This window comes from Bacillus sp. AFS023182, from assembly GCF_002560575.1.
Taxonomy (GTDB): Bacteria; Bacillota; Bacilli; order Bacillales; family Bacillaceae_G; genus Bacillus_A; species Bacillus_A arachidis.
In genome coordinates this window covers 253,877-273,249 of the sequence record NZ_NTRO01000020.1, presented here as the reverse complement: position 1 = coordinate 273,249, position 19,373 = coordinate 253,877, and the positions used below count along the sequence as shown (strand labels likewise).

The window sequence follows — 19,373 nt, the reverse complement described above, 5'->3', positions numbered from 1 at the left end:
AAATGGTGCCCGTGGCACTTACGTTTTCGTTTCATCCCGCCTGCTTCTATAGCTAGTTGATTAAGTGTAGCGGGAGACATATATCGATATAACTCTTCAGCAAATAAAGATAACTCTTGTTTTTGGTGCATATTCATAAAAAGCACGTCACCCTTTCTCATTAACATAAGAGAATAGTAACGTGCTTTTAGCTTCAAAAATAGTCTAAATCCTTAAGTTGATGGGTATGATCCTACACCCCCTTCTCAACCATTTCAAAAGAGCCTTCATTTCACATTTTTTTCACAAATTAATATCCCAAAATGTATAAGAATTCGCGGCTTTATAAGTTCTCATCATAGACATAGTTTTTATTGTATTAATGAACACTTTTTGAAAGCATATTCGGACGTGATGAAATTGTCTAAATTTTTTGTATTATGAAATTGTAAGATTTCATTTATCCAAGGAGGGGTATCATGGGTGAGCATAAACTGCATCAGCAACAATCCGAAAGTAATGAAAAAAATTCATTAAAAGGTACATTAATCTCTGTTTTTTTTGTTGGATTTTTCATTATTTTCACTTGGTTTAGCGTCTATCAAATTTTTGTCAATCGTTTATAACACATTGTTTTTTAAAGGAGAGATGGGGATATGCACTTACATAAATACGAAAAAATTTGGCTCATTTTCGGTGTCGGCTCACTGTTCGTATTTTTAGCTATTTTAGGAATTAGTGCTTTTTATATGGGAAACAAACCACCGAGTTGTTTAACTACAATTGACCCAGAAAAAGTTCATGCAACCGCACCATTTGATCAACCCGGTGTGAAACAAGTTGGAAAAAATCATTATCAAGTTACGATTGTCTCACAAGCTTTTTCTTTTACACCAAATACAATTAAAGTACCAAAAGGTGCAAAAGTAGATTTTGTTGTTGCGACAAAAGATGTTGTACATGGGTTTGAAATCGCAGGTACAAACGTCAATATGATGATTGAGCCTGGCTATGTAAGCACAGCTTCACAAGTATTTCAAAAAGCTGGAGAGTATTTAATTGTTTGTAATGAGTATTGTGGTACTGGTCATCATATGATGAGCGCGAAAGTGGAGGTGACAGAAAAATGATTGCACTGCAAGATAAAATAAGTAAACGAGATGCAAAATTAGCTATGGCTCATATACATGTCGCATTTATTGCTCTTTTTCTAGGTGGAATATGTGGCTTACTGCAAGTTCTCGTTCGTTCAGGTAAATTCAATTTACCTGCTGGGATTGGCTACTATCAAGTATTAACAACACATGGCGTTTTACTCGGACTTGTATTAACAACGTTCTTCATTATTGGCTTCTTATTTGCTTGTATGAGTAAAACAACGGGTGTCCTATCAAAAGGTGTTCGAAAAACAGGCTGGATTGGTTTTTGGCTTATGACAATAGGGACAACAATCACCACTATTTTTATTCTACTCAATAAAGCTACTGTACTCTATACATTCTATGCTCCATTAAAAGCACACCCTGGATTTTATATCGGACTTACCCTAGTTATTGTTGGAAGTTGGTTCAGCGGCTTTGCAATGTTTGCTCAGTATCGTATATGGAAAAAACACAACAAAGGAAAGATAGGTCCTCTGTTAAGCTTTATGGCTGTTGTAACAATGGCGCTATGGCTTGTTGCAACTCTTGGCGTTGCAGCTGCAGCACTTATTCAATTTATTCCATGGAGCTTAGGTTTAGTTGATAAAATCGATGTTTTAGTCAGCCGAACACTATTTTGGTACTTCGGTCATCCACTCGTTTATTTTTGGCTTCTTCCCGCTTATATGGCTTGGTATGTCATTATACCGAAAATTATTGGTGGTAAAATTTTCAGTGATTCACTAGCTCGGTTGTCATTTATTCTATTTTTACTATTTTCTATGCCTGTAGGATTCCACCATCAATTAACTGAACCAGGTATTGACCCAGGGTGGAAATACTTACAAGTTGTCTTAACATTTATGGTTGTTATTCCATCTTTAATGACGGCCTTCTCTTTATTTGCAACCTTTGAACAGTTCGGCCGTTCTAAAGGAGCTACTGGACTATTTGGATGGCTTCGTATGCTTCCATGGGGAGATGCTAGATTTTTCGCCCCATTCGTCGGTATGCTTATGTTCATACCAGCTGGTGCCGGCGGTCTTGTTAATGCAAGTAACCAACTCAATCAAGTTGTTCATAACACTGTATGGGTAACTGGACATTTCCATTTAACATTAGCGACTTCGGTTGTATTAACGTTCTTTGGAATTGGTTATTGGCTCGTTCCACATTTAACAGGACGCGTCATGACAAAAGAAATGAACCGCCTTGCTATCATCCAAACTTGCGTGTGGGCTATCGGTATGTTCTTTATGTCTGCTGGTATGCACTTTGCTGGACTACTCGGAGCACCTCGTCGCTCTGCATTTTCTACATATGGAAATTCACAACAAGCACTTGAATGGATTCCCTATCAAATTGCGCAAGCAGTCGGAGGAGCGATTTTATTTGTTGGAATCGTAATAGCGATTATTATTTATTTAGATCTTGTCTTCTTTGCACCAAAAGGTCAAACAGAGTTCCCAATCGGTGAAGTAGCGGATGCCTCTGAACGGACACCGATGGTTTTCGATAATTGGAAACTTTGGATTGGCATTACAGCGCTACTTATTTTATTCGCTTATACCATTCCATTTATTGATATGATTCAAAATGCTCCGCCTGGTTCGAAAGGCTTTAAATTATGGTAAGTGAAAAGCAGAGGGGAATCCCCTCTGCTTTATTTCGAGAATAGCTATTTAATCATGCACCTGCAGGCTTAATAAATATATTCCTTTCTCTATTTTAAAAATGTATTCTTCTGAGCTACAAGCATAATAACCATTTAGTTCTACTTGAACTAAATAAACCTCATCTGGTTCTTGTTTAAATTCCTCTAATAAAAGTTCTATTAAATATTGTTTTGGTGTAAGGCCATTTAATTCATATCCTTCTGGAAACTTCCCAAACCAATATATTTCACTACTAGGGTATTGCCTCAAAAACGCTTCCTTCCATTTATTTAATTTTATCAACTCAACTTTATATACATCTGGAAACTTTTCGAATAAATTTTTAATATCTTCATCTTTATTTGATGCTAGAATAACAAATTCATAGTAATTCATCACATATTCATCTGAATTAAATTTTGAAAAGTTATTCAAAAATCTATTAATGTCCTCCATACCCCTTCTTCTACTCTTGCTTTTTCATAAAATCGAACAATCTGGTGAGTCCCCTATAATAAAAAATCATATTGTATTCATTTTTTTGATTACCGACCTTGTAGCTTCTGAAGTAAAGCATATTTCTCCATTTTTATTTACAATTACTTTTTCTTGTATACGTTGCTCTAACCAATCCTCTATAAACGCGGGTGCATATCCGCCACAACTGAAGATATACTCTCCCCGTTTTCCAGCACATGCCATAATTTGAGAATAATCTTCAAAATATTTTTCTTTCGAAACTTTTTTAAACTGGCGAGTATATAACCAGAATTGCAAATCATATAGTAGCATTGACTTTTCATCAGCATGAAGTGAAAAGTGCCCTTTCTCTTCAATTATTTCAGTAGAAAGCGTTCTAATTTTTCTTTCAAGTTCCGGTATCTCATCTATATCTGCGGAAATTTCTAATAAATTCGGTGAAAACTTTGCATTCTTCGCCATTTCTAAATATTCTTCCCTGATTTGTTCGCTATCATCATAAACTTCTCCATTTACAAGCCCTCTAATAAAACTCTCAAAGTCTTTTGCTAACCATGTAATTTTATAATCATATTCTTGATCGATATGCACAACACAAGGCTCTCCTTTTGGGCCGCACTCCCTATAATCAAGAAATATCATATCGTGTCCAGCCGAGGGACAATCACAAATAGCCACTCCTATTTCAGGATATCCCCATTCTTCAATCCAAAATTCACTACCAAATTCTCCACCTAATGAAGAACTTTTTTTATATCCAATACCATAAATACCAGTTATAGCAACATGATCCTCTGCCCAACTTGTAGGAATATCTGTAGGAAAACAATCGTTTATCGGAATTCCCCCATTATACTTCTTCATTAACCAAATATAAGATTCAGGTAGCTTATATCCTAATTCATTTTCTAGTTTAGAAATCATTTCATCTGTAGGATATTCAGAAATATATTCATCCCTTGCATATTCGCTGTCATCCCAAAAGTTATTAAAATCGAAATTATCAAAACAACCCACTTTCATCCCCCCTAAATTTCAAAAAAATGTATTTTTTACATACGATAGAATCCATAAAAAAACATATATCACTACTAAACAAATCGTTTCAAAACTATGTTATCTTGATGGACATAAAGTCACATACATCATTTTTAAAAATTCAAAGCGACTTCCATTTGTCTCTTGAATAAAAGTTCCAACTCCATCAAATCCTGCCTTTTTATAAACTTTAATTGCCCTTTCATTGAACGTGGCCACTGATAATGTTATATACCGCGGTTTGTATTTCCCCTTACAAAACACTAAGCCAGCCTGTACAAAATCTGCTCCTAACCCATTTCCTGTTATACTCGGTTTCATTCCAAGGCCAATATCTACTGTATGTATATCTATTTTATGAAAACTAAAAAAACCAACAAGCTTATTATTCTCACTAACAGCAAATGTGGTTTCTTCGCGTATGTTAGGGTCTAAAAACTCAGCTAAATCTTCTTGATCTGCTTCCAAGTCATAAAAAGAATATTCCCCTTCATAATGCCAATTGTATGCAATATCCTCTGCCTGATCTTGTGTCATCACTTCAAAAGTATAATTCACTCTTCCTCCTCCTTAAGTAACGCACATATACAGTAAAATGTTAATCCATAAAAAGAAGCTGCACATAAAAGCAGCTCCTTCTCTTTTTTATAACCCATAAATCTCTTTATATTTCGCCTCTAAATAATCAGCTAAATAATTCGCATTTAGCCCTTCACCTGTTATATCTTCTAATATTTGTAATGGTTTTTTTGTTTTACCATACTGGTGAATATTTTTTGTAAGCCATTCACGAATTGGCGTCACATTTCCTTCTTCTAGCAATGCATCGAAGTTAGGAATTTCTTCTAGCATCTTATGTTTAAATTGCGCTGCGTACATATAACCAAGCGCATAAGATGGGAAGTAGCCAAACGATCCATCTGACCAATGTACATCTTGTAGCACACCTTGTGCATCCGTTTCTGGACGGATACCTAAATAACTTTCCATTTTATCATTCCACGCCGCCGGCAAGTCCTTGACTTCCAATGTTCCATCAAATAATTCCTTCTCCAGTTCATAACGAACCATAACGTGAAGCGGATATGTGAGTTCATCTGCCTCAATACGTATAAAGGAAGGTTTTGATTCATTAATAGCATCATAAAATTCATCTACAGACATATTTTCAAACTGCCCATCGCTAAATTGTTTCAATACATCATAATTTTTCTTCCAGAACGATTTATTACGCCCAATAAAGTTTTCAAAGAATAGTGATTGCGATTCGTGAATTCCCATCGACGTACCACTGCAAAGTGGCGTTCCTTCTAATTCTTCTGAGATATTTTGTTCATATACAGCATGTCCACATTCATGAATTGTTCCAAAAACCGCCATCCGGAAATCCTTCTCGTCATAACGAGTCGTAATGCGGACATCCCCTCTATTTAATGTAATTTCGAAGGGATGTATTGTTTCGTCTAGACGGCCAGCCTCGAAATTATAATTTAATTGTTTTAGTAACTCTAAAGTGAAATTCTTTTGTTGTTCTTTTGAGAAATGCTCAAATAAAGCATTTGTTTTTAATTTTTTATTTGAGTCAGCAATTTCTTTTACAAGCGGAACAATCCGCTCACGTAGTTGTCCAAACACATGGTCTAATACTTCTACTTTAACTCCTGGCTCATACATGTCTAAAAGCGTATTATATTTATAAGTGTCATAACCCCAATATGCAATAAATTTCTTCTTATATTCAACAATTTTTTCTAAGTATGGTCGGAACATTTCAAAATCAGATTTTTCACGTGCTTCTCCCCAAACACTTTCCGATTTTGCTTGTAATTTGACAAACTCTTCATACTCGGCCTGTGGAATTTTTTTATTTCGATCATATTCTTTGCGGCATTCTTCTACAATTTTCTTCGTTGTTTCAGAAATTTTATTATCTGCAATTAACTGTTCTAATTCTTTTAAGTATCTTCCCATCTCATCAGAAGTCGATAATGAAAACACCTCTGACGAAAGCATCCCTATTACCTCAGAGCGCTGATCCACACCTTTCTTCGGCGCACCTGTACGCAAATCCCAAAATATCAGACTCAATGCTTCTCCATAATTTTCTATCTTTTTCACGTATGCTAAAAATTCTTTTTCAATTTCATATGTAGCGATCGTCATATTGTATTGCCTCCTTTTTCTATCTCACCTATATTTCGACATAAAGATATAAAGTCCTTTTCTGCTAAAAAGAAAAAAAGCTCAGCAAATGCCAAGCTTTTACAATACTTTACCTTCTACTGGAAGTACTTTTTTTACAACTTCTATAACTTTTTCATTTTCATCTTCTGATAAGAATAACGAAATAAAACCTTTATCTTCACTTGTACGAATTAAGCGTCCAATTCCTTGACGAAGACGTAAAATCATATACGGTACATCTACATCCCAAAACGGATCATTAACGTGCTTACGTTTCGCTTCAAACACAGGATCGTTTGGAGGGAATGGAAGTGACCAAATAATCACATGTGATAGTGAAGAACCTGGAATATCTAAACCTTCCCATAAGTGAACCGCACAAAGTACAGTCTCTTCTTCATTTTGGAAACGTGAAACAAGCTGACTAATTTCTTGGTCTCCTTCATATAAGAACGGAACAGACATTTGCTCTTTATTCACATATTCTTTGAACGCTGCAAGCTCCCCTGTTGTACGGAATAATACAAGCGTACGTCCATTTGTTTTTTGAATGTTTTCAAGCGTATACTGACATTTTCGTTCCCATTCATTTTCCTGGTTATACGATGGTAAGTACACTTTCATTTGCTCTTCATAGTCAAATGGAGAAGCTACTGAGAATGATAAATAATCTTTTACACCTAAACTATTTGCTGTAAATGCAAACGAATCATTTTCAGATAGTGTAGCAGAAGAGAAAATATACGGAATTTTTTTCGAGAATACTTTCTCCTGTAGTACTTCTTCTACTGCACGCGGCATAATAACTAACGTGAATGCACCATCGCCTTCTTCTCCCCATGTAATTACATTTTTCTCATGCATGAAAAGACGAAGTGAATGCTCTAGTACATCTAAGTGCTCGTCAACGATATTTAAATCGTATGTGTTTACTGTATACATTTCACTTTCAAATACTAATGCATCACCGACTTCCGCGATTTTCGCATAGAGTCGTTTCGCCTCAGCAGTTACTTTTTCTGTCACAGTTATTTCTAGACGATCTGAAGCAGCAATTTCTTTTTTATTCTCTTGTAAAACATCAAAGAATCGCTCTGTTTGCCAAATTGTTTCTTCAACTAAATGAGCAAACTCTTCGCGAATATCATTTTGTAATAACCTTGTTAAGAGTTGTTCCATCATCGTTTGTTTTAAACGGTAAGTTAGTGCTTTTTGCGCTGCATACTCAACAAGATGTCCCTCATCAAAGACAACACAGCTACTTTCTGGTAAAAGTGGCATTTGTCCTTCACGCTTACGAGCATCATATGTCCAAATATGATCCATATAGAAATCTTGAGAACAAATAATTAAATCTGCTGCTTTACGGTAGTGTTCACGAGAGAGCGTTTGACCACAACGATGACGAGAATCACATGTGAAACAATCTTGGAAATAATCCCATGATACTTTTGACCATTCTTCGTCATTTAATAGTGGAAACTCTTTTCGATCACCGTAATGCGTAAAGTTTTGCATCGTTCCATGATCAAATACAAACTGAGGTAATTCATAATATAGATCTTCAATTACTTCTGGAGCTCGTCCACTCATTACATCTTCAAGTTTACGTAAACATAAATAATTATCCATTGATTTCGCTAGACGTACATCAACAGATAACCCTAATGCTTCTGATAATTTCGCAATGTCTCCTTCTTCTTTCACAAGCTGCTCAATTAGCGTTTCGTCTGCACAAGCAATAATAGCTGGCTTTCCTGTATAACGCGCATAACAAATTGCATATAAAAGATATACAATCGTTTTACCCGTTCCTACACCCGCTTCTGCGAACATTACTTTTTTCTCTTGAAACGCGCGTTCTAATTGAAACGCCATAAAAATTTGTTCATCGCGTTCTTCAAAACCTTTTTCCGGGAGGATGTCGTAAAACACATCTCCAATCCACTCATTCAACTTATCATAAAAATTATCTTGTTTCCCTACTTCAAATGGTAATCTCTTCTCAGTAAACATCCTCAGCCTCCAACCAAAAAGTTTTTCTATAAAAAGATATAGCAACTGCTATTTAGAAATAGCAGTTGCTTTCCCCTGTTGTAATACATAGAAATGCGTGAAAAAAGTTTTCCTTTATATAAAGGAAAACTTTTTTCACTCTATTAATGACTTTAAATAACGCTTATCAATTAATGTTTCATGTGATAACGCAGATAAATATTCTTCCTGCGCTCTTTGCATTTCATCTGCTACTGCACCTTGAAAATCGAGTTCTTTTCCGAGTTCATCATACGTACGATGAATCGCTTTTTGAATCATTGACAATTGGAACCCGTCCATAATGATTCCTCCTTTTGCACATTACATAATAGCCAGTATATGCGCAGAAAAGAGGTTTTATACTATGAATTACGAGGTGGGCGTTCCCCAAAGTACTGGTAATAATCTGTACGAATAAAGCCGTTAAATAACTTACGCTTTTTGGATGCATCTTGTCCATAACATTTTTCAAATGCTTCATAGCTCGTTAATAAATACAGCGACCAAGTATCTAACGGGCGGAATACTTCTCCCATTTCTTTATATAATTTTTCAACAAGTGCTTTTTCACTTAAACGTTCTCCGTATGGAGGATTCGTTACAACATAGCCATATTCCTCTTTTGTCGTGAAATCTTTTACTTGCATTTGTTTAAAGGAAATTAAATCACCTAATCCAACTTCATCCGCGTTATCTTGCGCAACTCTTATCATCCGGTGATCAATATCTGATCCGATAATTTGTAATGGCTGATCATAATTTGCTAAATCTTCTACTTCTTGACGTGCTTCTTTCCAATTTTGCTTACCAATCCAGCCCCATTCATCAGATGCAAATTCACGATTAAAACCAGGAGCAATATTTTGTCCAATTAGTGCCGCTTCGATTGGAATTGTTCCCGAACCACAAAACGGATCGACAAACGGACGATCTGGTTTCCAATTTGTCAGTTTAATTAAAGATGCAGCTAGTGTTTCTTTCAAAGGTGCTTCCCCTTGATCCACACGGTATCCACGCTTATGAAGTCCAACGCCACTTGCATCAATTGTCAATGTTGCAATATCTTTTAGCATTGCAATCTCAATGCGGAATAACGGTCCATCTTCTTCAAACCAAGTTGTACGTCTATAAGTTGATTTTAATTTTTCAACAACAGCTTTTTTCACTATACGTTGACAATCTGGAACACTAAATAATGTTGATTTTATTGATTTTCCGATAACAGGAAACTCACCATTTTCAGGAATATAATCTCCCCAATTTAATGCTTTTGTCTTTTCAAACAACTCATCAAAAGTTGTCGCCTTAAACTCACCAACTTTAATTTTTACACGATCTGCAGTACGCAACCATAAATTCGTACGACAAATCGCTTTCGCATCCGCTTCAAACGTTACTTTTCCGTTTTCTACTTGGCACTCATAACCAAGATCGCGAACTTCTCGTGCAACTAAAGCTTCGATACCCATTGCTGCTGTTGCAATTAAAGTAACTTTTCCCATTTGCATTCACCTCTTATGTATAATCAACAATAATTAACAGTTTTTTTCTATTAATTATTAAATATTACGAAGTATGTTCTTATTAACCATTTTAACTCACTAGTTATAACTTCATACAAATAAAAAGCCCTCCTCTTACAAAGGAGAGCTGAGTCATTCCATAATTGGTTCATAACGTTCTGTAAGCCATGTTCTGTTCCTTTGTACTGCAAACGGCCCACGCCTCGTACTCCGGTGGCAATCATCTATCTACAGACTATCAAGTCTGTCCTTTTCCATCGTTCATTTCCTTGGAAAAGATTCCCCTACCATTATTTGGGTTTCTCGCTCGTGGGGTTTACCTCGTTCCACTCCTATCATTTCTTCAAGGACTTCGTCACTGTGGCACTTTAAAGGTAGTCAAACCATATCCAAAAGGACTTAGGTTTTTTCCCTGCCGTTAATCCAGCCTTGCAGCCAGAATACCCTAGCTTATGAATTGGCTAGGCACGAACACTACGACCATCTCAGGTCGTGCGAGCATGGACTTTCCTCTACAACGTTGGCGTTGCAGCGATTACCCAAACGTTATGACAAACATTAGTATAGTGGAAACAAAAAGATTTTGCAATGCTTTTTTATATGTAAAATGCTTCAATCTTTTTCCATCCCTAGATTACTCGTATAACTTACTTCCAAATACAGCTTTTTCCAGATTAGATAAACGCTTTAAGATATCTGTATTCGTATTGTTGTATACAGGTTGTGCAACCGGTGTTGGAGCAGGTTGTTGCGGTGCTTGTGCTACCGCTACTTTCTGCTCTTCTAATTCACGTTTCAAACGAACGTTTTGTTGTTGTAATTGCTCAAGTTCCTTATGAAACGCTTCATAATCTTTAATAATCATATCAAGAAACTTATCTACTTCTTCTTGCTGGTAACCTCTCATACCCGTTTTAAATTCTTTTTCCAAAATATCTTTCGCTGTTAATTTAATTTTATCCGAAATCATTTTCTTCACCTCAAATTTTTACCAAAACTTTCATTAACTAAATTTTTTCAGAAACTACGTCTTTTGTCAATCAAATATACGTGAGCTATATTACATATTACTCTGCATTATTCCACTGTTCCTCTTCTATTATATCTTGTAAATCAGAAAAAAGAATGAAATAACTGTGATAATTTTCTATTTCTCCTCTTTTCTTTGCTACTTCTACGATATATTTAGGACTTCCTGGTTTTTCTTCGTCATACACAGCTAAAAAGGCATCACTTTTTTCAATAAAAAATTGATTTTTTAATCGAAACTGTTCTGGGCTTTCATATTTTCTTTTCGTAATGCTATCCACATGATCTGCTTGTCCTAGAATAAACTCGTATAGTTCTCGGTTTCCTTCTTTCCAATTTTCCTCTTGTTCTAAAAAAGGAGTAAACACAGCAAGCTTTAAATCAGGATATTCTAGCTGCAAGTCAAAGACAACTTCAGCTGTCCATAACTCTACTCCTAACTGCCCACTAATAATAACCCACTCCAATCCCTCTTCTATAAAAGCAAGTAACTTACGATGCAATGCTTTTTTTATACAAATAACACCTGGATGATCATCCTTAAATATCCCAAGTTCAAATGGTTTATATCCTGTCACCGCAACAACTTTCATGTCAACACTCCAATAAAAAAAGAACTAGCATTTTGCTAGTTCTAACATAACATTTACTTTTTAAACATTCCACCTACATTTGGTCCTACATTTGGCCCTGGTCCGAATGGAGATACTTGTGGCCCTACATTTGGTCCTGGTCCAAATGGAGATACTTGTGATCCTGGTCCAAAGCCCCCTCCGAATCCTGGAGCAACAGGTTCTACAACATTCACATTTGAAAATGTTTGCGGGAAGAAATGTTGATTTTTAACTTGTTGATGATGAACATGTGTTGTATGAGTTGGGTGAATATGTGGTACCACTGTTGTGGAAAAAGTGTTCGTTACACATTGTTTTGTTGGATGAATGACAGGAGGTGTTGTGCAAACAGGTCCTACAGGTCCAATAGGCCCTACAGGTTTATGCCCTCCAAAACAAGGATGACAATGATACATAGTTTTTTCTCTCCTCTCTCATAAAAAATCTGACTACACTTTACAATATGAGAAAGAGATAAAAGCCGCTTGTTATATATACCCATTTATTTAATGGAAATTTGTCTATATGACAGCTGTTTACATAAAATAACTTGGACACACAACTATCACCCTTTAGCAAAAAAGCCTCCAACTTGTTTTACAATCCCAGTGACCTGATTCATTGCATTCATCATTTGACCAGCTGTATTCATCATTTTATTCACATCATAGTTACCATCTGCGGTCTTAAATTGAGATACGAAACTAGAAAATTGACTTGGCTGTTGTTTTTGTTTTTGTTTGTTCATCGTTGGATATGGTTGAAAAGGCTGTTTTGGCGGGTAAAACATTGATGGTTGATTCATAAAGGATTGGGGTTGCTGTGGTACATAAAATTGTTGATTTGTATATGGCTGTTGTTGCTGTGGTACATCAGATTGTTGATTCGTATATGGCTGTGGTTGCTGCGGTACATCAAATTGTTGATTCGTATAAGACTGTGGTTGCTGTGGTACATCAGATTGTTGATTCGTATAAGACTGTGGTTGCTGATTCATAAAAGATACTTCAAATGGCTGATAATAATTCATTTGATTTCCGTAATTAGGAGCGAATGGATACATATTATAACGTAAATATGTATCCTCATTATATTGATAAGCATTGGGGTGTGTATATACATTTTGCTGCGTATATGCATGTTGCTGCGTATATGCATTTGGTTGTTGAAACATGTATTCTCCCTCCTCTAACTAAGTTTCTACCTATAGAATATGTACCTATAAAATAAAATGTGTAACCTGATAAATGTCTGTTTTTGTCGGAAGTTTAAATTTTTAAAAAAATAAGAAAGTAAGCCTTTTCATGTTACGATAATAGCGAGGAAGATTCTCATAGGGGAGGAATCAACATGAAATTAGGGGATTTAAAACAGGCTTTCACTCAAAAAAAGGGGTACGCTACAGAGGATATGAATGAGTTGCTTGATTTTGCTAGACATCACTACTTAGAAGGAAAAATCTGCATCTCAGAATATCGAGTATTAATACGTGAATTAGAAATAAATGGGGCGAAACCCACACATACAACTGTAGAATCATAAAAACAAGAGGGTTTCCCCTCTTGTCATTTACATTGTTCTACTATATTTTGCAATGTATATAAAATCGCCTGATGTGTTTCATAAAATCGCTTACCTTTTCCCTTATTTACAAAACATTGCAGTGCATTATTTTGTAAATTCTCATATACTTGATCAATTTGTTGCACATGTATATACTTAGGCTTTTCATGTTTTATCCATTGATAAGCTAATTCTTTCCACACTTCTAACTCCCGATCAACCATATCCACAAAAGGCTTCATATCCTGATAAAAATCAAACTCTTTTTCTGCTCTTTTTTTTATAATTGTTTCATCATTGTACTGTATTAATTTCATTGAAGACTGCATTAATGTTTCATAATCCAATTTATTTCCACCCTCTTATGCGCTTACTATGACATTTTGAAACGTTTGGAGCCAACTCCCTTTTTCTTCGTGATGTAATAATTTATCCTCCATATGTTGAATGTGCATCTCTGTTACTTCTCCTCTATTACATATATCTTCACGTTTATCTTTTAAAGAATGATTAACTCTAATTGAGACATTCATTTCCAGCAAATCAAGAGCACTTAACATTTGATCCATTTTTTTCATTACATTTTCCTTCTGAACCATCGCCATTTATAAAACGCCTCCTTCTTTGCTTTTCCTTTGTCCTGTTATTTCGACGATTCCCTTATCACTCCTGCACGACTGACAAAACTAGTTGATATTCGGCAAAGAAATCGGTTTGTATGGGTTTTATAGAAATGGTAACAATACAAAAGGGAGGTGTTTACAATGGTTAAAAATAAAAATGAGAAGAAGAAAAAACAAAACAAACAACAAAATAAACCTGAAACTGGAAATCCGAAGCTAGATGGCCCGAACTTTCCTGCTACATAAAGCGAAACAATAATCAATTTGAGGGATTCATTCCCTATTGGTTAGTAGCTCTTATCTTCACGGGCAACTTATCTTCCATCTAGCTCCTTTGCTTCCGCTAAATTTTAAGGCGGGAGTATGAATGCCCATGAATAGCGGGATAAAGTGAAATTTAAATGGTGTGACTTCTCCTTTCACCTAGCTTCTTTAATTTTTCGTACCTTTGTATAAAAAATGTCGATTCATTTATGTAATCAAGTAGTCCCACCTCCCTATAAGAGAGTGGGACTTTTCCTATTATATCATGAAGTCATTATTCCTTTTAAAAAAGCTATTCAAGGCAGAAAAAATATGTATTTGATGTTGTTTTTGTAGAAACCATTCTGTAATATCTATTTCTTCTTTCGGTTCCTGGAACAAAAATAATGGCTCAATATTCATTTTTGTATGAAACCAATCTTTCTCTAAGCTATTTTGATGCAGAACAACTGGAAAAGCATCTCTTAACCGGGGTGTATCTTTTTCTTTTGGATTTGTAAAATACTGCTCGTAATCCACTCTCGATCCTGTAGGAAATGTTCGCAAAGAAAAATCATAAAATAACACTTCATATTTAGGGTGAAATAATAACCACGCCAATTTTTTTCCCAATTCTATCCGTTTTTGTAATTCTTCAAATTGATAAACCGAAAAACCATATAGCTTTCCTTTTGTTGTCGGAAAAATTACAGCATTGAAATGAAAGAGCTCTTGAAATTTAAACAGTAAAGTTTGAAATACGTATTTTTGAAAATATGGGTGTTCAATAATCGGTTTTTGAATCTTATTTTGTTCATTAATAACAAGTGCTGTAATAAGACGTATGCAATCTCTTTTATTCCAAAAATCTTTCCATTCCTTCTCCATAAAAATGGATACATTAAAAAACTGTGATAAATGAAAAAGTGGTCTATTCATTTTTTTACTATACTCATATAACAACAATTGTGGGTATGCATCTGAAAAAATAAGCCAATTTGCACTTTCATAAGTAAGGAACAATTGCTTTCTCATTCTTTCAGATAAAACATTCGCATAGTATTCCCCCCCTAGATCTGTTATATTCCACCCAGCGTTTCTCGAAACCATACTCGCCAAAAATGACCACCGGATTTCTTTATTTCTTAAATAATATTCTTGATAAGTATGTGTACGTGAAATATTATCAATATTCGCTAGAGCTGTCTGCTGTTTAATATGCGTTATTAAGTACTTCTCTTCCATTGAACAAGCTATTCCACTACGCTCTCTATTTATTTTCTCATACTCATTCTGCATGAGCATATATGAATCACCACATCTCTCTTGAAAAAAATCGCATCTTTTTTGTTTTTTTTGATATAATCACCTTTGTAAGTGATTCTATGTAAGTTGGAGTGGACAAACTATGACCATTCGTTATCCAAACGGAAAAAGGTATAATCAAGCATTGCAACCTCAAAAAACACAATTTAAAAAGCATACTTATAGCAATAGAGGTATGTCTCTTGAAGAGGAATTAAATGAAACAAATCAATATTATTTAACTCATAATATTGCCTGTATACATAAAAAACCCACCCCTCTTCAAATTGTAAAAGTGGATTATCCCGCTCGAAGTGCTGCAGTTGTGAAAGAAGCTTATTTTAAACAGCCTTCTACAACAGACTACAATGGTGTATATAGAGGAAAATATATCGACTTCGAAGCAAAAGAGACAAAAAATAAAACAAGTTTCCCGCTGCAAAATTTTCATCTTCATCAAATTAAGCATATGGAACAAGTAATGGCTCATAACGGAATTGCATTTGTTATTATTAAATTTACACTTTATGATGAATTTTATTTACTAGATGCAAAACATGTCATTTCATTTTGGAATCGCCAAGATGCTGGTGGACGTAAATCGATTAAGAAACAAGAAATCGAAGAACACGGATACTTGTTATCATGCGGTTATCATCCTCGAATTGATTATATTCGTGTACTAGACATGGTTTATTTTTCGTGATAGAGTCAACAATAAGGCTCTTTTTTCGACTTTTGGGGAGAAAATGAAAGGTAGGAGAAAGTATAATGTCAGAGAATTATCGTTCTCGTACAGAACGAAAACATGCACAACATCAAAAACAAGAAACAAACAAAACGGAGAAACCAAAGAAGAAAGGTTCCTTTTTCAAGAAATTTTTAATTGGCTGCCTACTTCTTGGCATTGTTGGTCTTATAGCTGGAGTTTCCGCCTTTTTTATAATGGTAAAGGATGCTCCAAAGCTAGATAAAGCTAAACTTGTCAACCCACTATCAACTAAATTTTATGATAAAGACAAGAACTTCATTTATGAATATGGTGCCGAAAAACGAACGAATATTACTTACGATCAAGTTCCGAAAGTAGTAGAAAGTGCATTCCTAGCGACAGAAGATGCTCGCTTCTATCAACATAATGGAATCGACTTTAAACGTACAGGAAAAGCAATTCTTGAAAATGTCACAGGTGGTTTTGGTTCTCAAGGTGGTAGTACAATTACCCAACAAGTAATTAAAAACTATTTTCTAACGATGGAAAAAACATCAAAACGTAAAGTACAGGAATGGTATCTAGCTTATAAATTAGAGCAACAATATTCCAAACATGAAATTTTAGAAATGTATTTAAACAAAATCAACCTTGGCAATCGCTCTTATGGTGTTGCAACGGCAGCACAAAATTATTACGGGAAAGAGTTAAAGGATCTAAAATTACATGAAGCTGCGATGCTTGCTGGATTACCACAAGGTCCTAATATGTATGATCCAACAAAAAAAGAAAATATCGATCGAGCAACAAAACGTCGTAATACAGTCTTATCATTAATGAATCGACATGGCTTTATTTCAAAACAAGAAATGGATGAAGCGATAAAAATCCCAGTAACAGAAGGGCTTCTTCCATCTAAAGAAGTAACCGAAATGCCTTATCAAGCATTTATCGACGCGGCTGTAAAAGAAATCGAAAAAGAAATGCCCGATGTAAATATTGGATCTGACGGATTACAGATCTATACAACAATTGATACAAAAGCACAAGAATACGCTGACCAATTACTAGATGGAGATATTATTAACTATCCAAATGATCGTTTCCAAGGTGCTTTCGTATTTATGGATACAAAAAATGGTGAAGTTCGTGCAATTGGTGCTGGCCGTAAAGAAAATAAAGCAGCATTTAAAGGACATAATATGGCCGTTGATATGCAGCGCCAAGTAGGTTCAACTATGAAGCCAATCTTTGACTACGGTCCTGCTATTGAATATATGCAATGGTCTACATACCATCAATTAAATGACTCAGAATATACGTATTCTAACGGTAAAAAAATCCGAAATGCTACAAACAGCTATAAAGGTGACGTATCGTTACGTGAAGCATTGAAAAAATCATTAAACATCCCTGCTTTAAAAACAGCACAAGCAGTTGGATTAGACAAATCAAAAGCATTTGCTGAAGGACTTGGAATGACTTTCAAGGACAACACAGTATACGAATCAACAGCAATTGGTAGTAACACCGCTTCTCCATTACAAGTAGCTGGTGCATATGCTGCCTATGGTAACGAAGGAAATTATAACAAGCCACATTTCGTAACAAAAGTTGTCTTTCCTGATGGAAAAGAGAAAAGCTTTAAACCAAAAGAAGAACGAGTAATGAAAGACTACACAGCATTTATGATTACGGATGTTCTTCGTGATGTTGTAAAACCAGGTTCTGGTGGTACAGGTCCAACAGCTTATGTATCAGGAATTGATGTTGCTGGTAAAACAGGAACACAAAACTTTGATCCAGATACATTAAAAAAATATAATATTCCAGAAAGTGCTAACAGAGATAGTTGGTTTGCAGGTTATTCACCGCAATATACGATGTCGGTATGGACAGGGTATGAAAGAGATTCTGAAGAAAACTATATTCCAGATAAATCACCTTCGGTCCGAATAGCCCAACAAATTTTCAAAGAAATGATGAGTAAGTTCGCAACAGATACATCTCGTTTTGAGCAACCTTCTTCTGTAGAACGTTTAAATGACGAACTCTATGTGAAAGGTGCGAAAAAGGATGCTGTTAAGCAGATCAAAGTAGATCCACCGACTGGTGTAACGCCATCTTATGACGCAGCATCTAATACGATTTCACTAAGCTGGTCCGGTCCTTCAGATGCTGAATCATACTCCGCAAGCTATAAAGCGACTGATGGTTCTAGTGGCGGTCTCTCCGTAAGCGGCACAAAAGCTTCACTTAGCGGAGTGAAACCAGGTGTAACTTACAGCTTCTCAGTAGTAGCGAAAAAAGGAACAGGCACAAGCAATGCGGCTGGTGTATCCTTTACTGTTCCTGGCGAGAGTGAAGATGCTAAGAAGAAAACTGAGGACGAAGCTAAGAAAAAAGCTGAAGACGAGCTGAAGAAAAAGGCTGAGGATGAAGCTAAGAAAAAGCAAGATGAGCAGAAAAAATTAGAAGAAGTCAATAAAAAAGCTGAGGATGAAGCTAAGAAAAAAGCTGAAGACGAGCTGAAGAAAAAGGCTGAGGACGAAGCTAAGAAAAAAGCTGAAGAAGAAGCTAGAAGAAAAGCTGAAGAAGAAGCTAAGAAAAAGGCTGAAGAGGAAGCCAACAAGCCAAAACCAGATCAACCAACAGGTGGTGGAGATGTTCCTCCAGCAGAAAATGTTAATCCAGCACCATAATATAAAAAAGAAGTCACCTTTCTCTATTGAGACGGTGACTTCTTTTTTATTATAATTTTTTTCGCATATAGTTTTTCTATTTCTAGATACAGCTGCGTTAATTGAATATATGAATGATAATGATTTGGTTGCTCTATCATATATAAATATCGTTCCATAAAATTAACAGGTTTTATATTTAGCTCTTCAATTTCTCTACACATATCTTTCAGCCCTGGTACGCGTTTTCCATTTAACCAGTATAAAACTGATAATACATGAGCGATAAATTGAATCATGGGATCTCTCGCTTCTTTTCGCTTTCTATTTCGAAACAATCTAGCTATATCCCCTTGCTTACTTTTCCATACATCTAATACAATTGGGATACTCTTATCAATTCCATTCCATGGCTCGTATTGTTTTTCAATATCAAATAAAAAATAAGTACTTTGTAACAGTTCTTCAAAAGTTTGCTCTGAACAATATACAATCTTGTCTATATTCCCTTCAAAAAAAGGAGTGCATCGAAATTCATCCGGTATTTGTACGACTTGTTCCATCT

At 35.4% G+C, this 19,373-nt stretch carries 21 protein-coding genes and 1 other RNA gene; 6 read left to right on the top strand and 16 right to left on the bottom strand.

Annotation, left to right across the window (positions count from 1 at the left end):
• The first annotated feature begins 458 nt into the window (after nucleotides 1-458).
• Genes CN288_RS10510 through CN288_RS10500 form a run of 3 tightly spaced genes read left to right on the top strand, consistent with a single transcriptional unit; the run spans nucleotide 459 to nucleotide 2,755 of the window.
• A complete protein-coding gene (locus CN288_RS10510; protein ID WP_090691183.1) occupies nucleotides 459-605 on the top strand; it encodes a cytochrome c oxidase subunit 2A in 147 nt (48 codons plus the stop codon).
• A 30-nt stretch (nucleotides 606-635) separates the two neighbouring features.
• Entirely contained in the window at nucleotides 636-1,109 is a 474-nt protein-coding gene (locus CN288_RS10505) for a cytochrome c oxidase subunit II (protein ID WP_026591148.1), read from the top strand.
• On the top strand, nucleotides 1,106-2,755 hold the full coding sequence (locus tag CN288_RS10500; RefSeq protein WP_098302236.1) for a b(o/a)3-type cytochrome-c oxidase subunit 1: 1,650 nt from the start codon (nucleotides 1,106-1,108) through the stop codon (nucleotides 2,753-2,755). The genes CN288_RS10505 and CN288_RS10500 overlap by 4 nt, the downstream gene beginning before the upstream one ends.
• Before the next feature lie 48 nt (nucleotides 2,756-2,803).
• Here the strand turns inward: CN288_RS10500 and CN288_RS10495 are convergent, their stop codons facing one another.
• From CN288_RS10495 to CN288_RS10440, 12 genes are all read right to left on the bottom strand, one after another.
• Entirely contained in the window at nucleotides 2,804-3,211 is a 408-nt protein-coding gene (locus tag CN288_RS10495; protein WP_441296553.1) for a hypothetical protein, read from the bottom strand.
• A gap of 87 nt (nucleotides 3,212-3,298) precedes the next feature.
• On the bottom strand, nucleotides 3,299-4,273 hold the full coding sequence (locus CN288_RS10490) for an SMI1/KNR4 family protein (protein WP_231503917.1): 975 nt from the start codon (nucleotides 4,271-4,273) through the stop codon (nucleotides 3,299-3,301).
• A 99-nt stretch (nucleotides 4,274-4,372) separates the two neighbouring features.
• Nucleotides 4,373-4,852 carry a GNAT family N-acetyltransferase gene (locus CN288_RS10485; RefSeq protein WP_098302234.1) on the bottom strand — a complete coding sequence of 160 codons (480 nt, stop codon included), beginning with the start codon at nucleotides 4,850-4,852 and terminating at the stop codon, nucleotides 4,373-4,375.
• 87 nt (nucleotides 4,853-4,939) lie between these two features.
• On the bottom strand, nucleotides 4,940-6,457 hold the full coding sequence (locus CN288_RS10480) for a carboxypeptidase M32 (protein WP_026591153.1): 1,518 nt from the start codon (nucleotides 6,455-6,457) through the stop codon (nucleotides 4,940-4,942).
• A gap of 99 nt (nucleotides 6,458-6,556) precedes the next feature.
• On the bottom strand, nucleotides 6,557-8,494 hold the full coding sequence (locus CN288_RS10475) for an ATP-dependent DNA helicase (protein WP_098302233.1): 1,938 nt from the start codon (nucleotides 8,492-8,494) through the stop codon (nucleotides 6,557-6,559).
• 135 nt (nucleotides 8,495-8,629) lie between these two features.
• Complete coding sequence (locus tag CN288_RS10470) at nucleotides 8,630-8,815, bottom strand: DUF3921 family protein (RefSeq protein WP_026591155.1); 186 nt, start codon at nucleotides 8,813-8,815, stop codon at nucleotides 8,630-8,632.
• A gap of 62 nt (nucleotides 8,816-8,877) precedes the next feature.
• Nucleotides 8,878-10,017 carry a THUMP domain-containing class I SAM-dependent RNA methyltransferase gene (locus CN288_RS10465; RefSeq protein WP_098302232.1) on the bottom strand — a complete coding sequence of 380 codons (1,140 nt, stop codon included), beginning with the start codon at nucleotides 10,015-10,017 and terminating at the stop codon, nucleotides 8,878-8,880.
• Between the two features lie 177 nt (nucleotides 10,018-10,194).
• Nucleotides 10,195-10,585, bottom strand: an RNA gene (gene rnpB, locus CN288_RS10460) — RNase P RNA component class B.
• An 87-nt stretch (nucleotides 10,586-10,672) separates the two neighbouring features.
• A complete protein-coding gene (gene gpsB / locus CN288_RS10455; RefSeq protein ID WP_026591157.1) occupies nucleotides 10,673-11,008 on the bottom strand; it encodes a cell division regulator GpsB in 336 nt (111 codons plus the stop codon).
• 97 nt (nucleotides 11,009-11,105) lie between these two features.
• Nucleotides 11,106-11,660 carry a DUF1273 domain-containing protein gene (locus tag CN288_RS10450; RefSeq protein ID WP_026591158.1) on the bottom strand — a complete coding sequence of 185 codons (555 nt, stop codon included), beginning with the start codon at nucleotides 11,658-11,660 and terminating at the stop codon, nucleotides 11,106-11,108.
• A 53-nt stretch (nucleotides 11,661-11,713) separates the two neighbouring features.
• The gene (locus tag CN288_RS10445; protein ID WP_098302231.1) at nucleotides 11,714-12,097 is read right to left on the bottom strand and encodes a CotD family spore coat protein; all 384 of its coding nucleotides are present in this window, start codon (nucleotides 12,095-12,097) and stop codon (nucleotides 11,714-11,716) included.
• 149 nt (nucleotides 12,098-12,246) lie between these two features.
• The gene (locus CN288_RS10440) at nucleotides 12,247-12,855 is read right to left on the bottom strand and encodes a YppG family protein (protein ID WP_098302230.1); all 609 of its coding nucleotides are present in this window, start codon (nucleotides 12,853-12,855) and stop codon (nucleotides 12,247-12,249) included.
• 176 nt (nucleotides 12,856-13,031) lie between these two features.
• Here CN288_RS10440 and CN288_RS10435 point away from each other — a divergent pair, with 176 nt between their 5' ends.
• On the top strand, nucleotides 13,032-13,223 hold the full coding sequence (locus tag CN288_RS10435; protein WP_026591161.1) for a YppF family protein: 192 nt from the start codon (nucleotides 13,032-13,034) through the stop codon (nucleotides 13,221-13,223).
• Nucleotides 13,224-13,246: 23 nt separating this feature from the next.
• Here the strand turns inward: CN288_RS10435 and CN288_RS10430 are convergent, their stop codons facing one another.
• The 3 genes from CN288_RS10430 to CN288_RS10420 all read right to left on the bottom strand — a co-directional run bounded on the left by CN288_RS10430 (nucleotide 13,247) and on the right by CN288_RS10420 (nucleotide 15,415).
• Nucleotides 13,247-13,591 carry a YppE family protein gene (locus tag CN288_RS10430; protein ID WP_026591162.1) on the bottom strand — a complete coding sequence of 115 codons (345 nt, stop codon included), beginning with the start codon at nucleotides 13,589-13,591 and terminating at the stop codon, nucleotides 13,247-13,249.
• Nucleotides 13,592-13,606: 15 nt separating this feature from the next.
• Entirely contained in the window at nucleotides 13,607-13,849 is a 243-nt protein-coding gene (locus CN288_RS10425) for a hypothetical protein (RefSeq protein ID WP_026591163.1), read from the bottom strand.
• Nucleotides 13,850-14,389: 540 nt separating this feature from the next.
• Nucleotides 14,390-15,415, bottom strand: a complete 1,026-nt coding sequence (locus CN288_RS10420; RefSeq protein ID WP_090691169.1) for a DUF2515 domain-containing protein — start codon at nucleotides 15,413-15,415, stop codon at nucleotides 14,390-14,392.
• 103 nt (nucleotides 15,416-15,518) lie between these two features.
• On the opposite strand from CN288_RS10420, the gene recU reads away from it, so the two are divergent.
• Nucleotides 15,519-16,121, top strand: coding sequence for a Holliday junction resolvase RecU (gene recU, locus CN288_RS10415; protein WP_026591165.1), 603 nt, complete (start codon nucleotides 15,519-15,521; stop codon nucleotides 16,119-16,121).
• Nucleotides 16,122-16,186: 65 nt separating this feature from the next.
• Nucleotides 16,187-18,829 carry a PBP1A family penicillin-binding protein gene (locus tag CN288_RS10410; RefSeq protein WP_026591166.1) on the top strand — a complete coding sequence of 881 codons (2,643 nt, stop codon included), beginning with the start codon at nucleotides 16,187-16,189 and terminating at the stop codon, nucleotides 18,827-18,829.
• A gap of 23 nt (nucleotides 18,830-18,852) precedes the next feature.
• Here the strand turns inward: CN288_RS10410 and CN288_RS10405 are convergent, their stop codons facing one another.
• Nucleotides 18,853-19,371, bottom strand: a complete 519-nt coding sequence (locus CN288_RS10405) for a YpoC family protein (protein ID WP_026591167.1) — start codon at nucleotides 19,369-19,371, stop codon at nucleotides 18,853-18,855.
• Nucleotides 19,372-19,373 lie beyond the last annotated feature (2 nt).